Raw genomic sequence first — 2613 nt, forward strand, 5'->3', positions numbered from 1 at the left:
TAACTGAATTATAAATTTATACTGTTATTAAAAATAAAGTAATTGTATTCTTATTCTATTTAAATGAAATGAATAATAATTTAAATAGAACTTGAATTACATTCTTTCGGTATTACTTTTATTTTATTGAGTTTAGAATTCAGTACCTTATGCTTGTTAATAATTATTTCACGATATTATCGTGATAAGAAAATTGATATGCAAGAAAATTTATTTAAAGAAATTATGCTAAAAATGAAAACTATGCGTTATAATAAGGTCGTTAGAACGATTATTTGAGAAATGGTTTTATGTAATGAAATTATTTTCAAGAATGATGTGAAAAATTTAAAAGCATGCGTTATAATTCACTCTGTACAGTTAGTTAAAAAATGGCTTTTAAGTAACATATTATTAAGTGAAATGCATAATTAATAGTTCATGTGGTAACATGGATATGTGAAATTGATCTTATCATAAAGAATCAGATGGCATTTTAACAACACTATTTTTATAAAACTTTCACTGGAGGAATATATGAAAATAGAAACAAAATATTTAATGGCAAAATTACTCAAGGAGAAAATATGATAGAACATAATCGTTATAATAGAAGAAGGAATAAAATACTTACAAATAGAAAAACACTAAACAAAAGCGTAAGAAAGAAGAAAAGATTAGATTCTATTTCTCTTACATATGAACAGTACCTGAATATTATAATCAGTGACATATCTTACTATAGGATCTGTAATGTTCTTAAGATGAATATAAGTAAAGCTTTCTTTCGTGATCTGATTAGCAATAAAATCCCCAAATACTCGGGTTGGTATGCCAAAGCTAAATCTATGTATTCTATAAGGAAGTACATATAGTACTTTTGATGTAATACATTTCAACATATAACTTTTACAATCTTTTTTGTTAGAAATGGATTGTAAAAGTTATTTAACAAAAATAAGGATAAAAAAGTTGAATAAACTTAAATACGTATCTGCACCTTGTGGAGCAGGTAAAACGCATTACATATGTAATCAAATTAACAATAGTAATGATAAATTTTTAATTGTTCAATGTACTCAAGAACTAATACGAGATACAGCCAAAAAGATTGAAGATTGTAAATATATCACTACTGATTCAATATCTAATGGTAAGCGAGTTATTGATCATGTTATAGATTTCATGAATAATCCAATTAGTAGAACACTAATCATTACAGATAAAACTTTTTTTAAAATACCTATTGAACTCTTATCTGGATGGACTATATATTTAGATGACGTAACTAACTTTCATGGATTTAAAACAATAAATGAAAGTAGTTCTAGTATAAAGAATATAATAAAAAACGAATTGATAACTAATATTAAAGGCTTAGGTAATGAAGGAGTGTACATAACAGCAAAGAGTAAATCAAATGTTAAAGGTGATATAATGAATGAAATAAACAATAATTTTTCAATTACAAAGGAAAATCATATGTTTATAATGAATTTTGATTATTTCTCGGACGCTGAAAAATCACAGTTAAACATAACAAGCTGGAAAGAACTTAGTGAATATACTAATTTGAATATAACATTCTTTAGTGCTAACTTTGAGAAAACTTTGATATATAAAGCACATAAAGATATTTTTGAAGAGATAAAAATTAACGGTTTAATGGTTAGAAACACTCCCCTTAAAGATAGAATTAAGGTTTATTATTTTTCAGAAAAGGTACAACTCTCGAAAACTTGGAAGAAAAATCACCCTGAAAAATTAAAAAAAATATATAATTACTTAAATGATAAACTTAAAGGTGAAGAGTTTTATTGGACAAAAAACAGATCTGATATTCAAGAGCTTAATAACGGTTCAAAGATAAGCCCTGATCCTAGAGGCTTAAATCAGTATAGTAAGATTAAAACCTGTGTATGGCTTGCTTGTATGAGACCATCAGATGTAGAAGCTACTCAATGCAATTTATTTTTTGAACTATCTATGGCAGAAATTCATCATGCTAGAGAATATGAAAGTTTGCATCAATTTGTACTTAGAGGGATATCAAGAGATTATAATAGTACTGAGGTACAGACGGTTTATGTTTTCGACAAATTTCAGGCAAGCTATCTCACTGATAATATTGAGTATATAGATCTTGGTCTTGATGATGATGAATGCCTACCGAGAGGAAGACCAAAAGGCTCTACAAACAAAGAAAAACGTTTTACTCTTTCTGATACAAAAGCTGCTCGGTTCCGCCGCTGGAGAGCAGATAATCCAGAGCTTAATCTTTTGGAATTTAATAAATTTCTTTCAAGTCAAACCAATAAAGATCTCAATGAAGAAGAAAGAGAAGAAATGTACAATAAGTACGAAAAAGCAATTAAAAAGAAATAACACTGCTCTTTGTCAGAAACACCATCAGACATTCAAAACTTGTCAGAAAAATAACCCCTATAATTATATATAAGGGAATAAATTTCAGACATACCAATTAGCGAGGGCAATTTAAATTCTTTTTATTGCTCATTTAGTAAACCGCAAGCTCGCTGCGGTGAGCTATGTGAGCAATAAAAGGAATTTATTGCGTGTCTAGGTCTCGCAAGAGACTAGACTCAGTTACCAAAGGAATAAGAATGTATATTA

The 2613-nt window shown here is 27.8% G+C and carries 1 protein-coding gene; it reads left to right on the forward strand.

Annotated elements, in window-relative coordinates; genetic code table 11:
• Positions 1-951 precede the first annotated feature (951 nt).
• On the forward strand, positions 952-2364 hold the full coding sequence (locus tag ACU696_RS20895) for a type III restriction endonuclease subunit R (RefSeq protein WP_245211156.1): 1413 nt from the start codon (positions 952-954) through the stop codon (positions 2362-2364).
• The last annotated feature ends 249 nt before the right edge of the window (positions 2365-2613 follow it).

This window comes from Providencia sp. PROV_01, assembly GCF_053098325.1.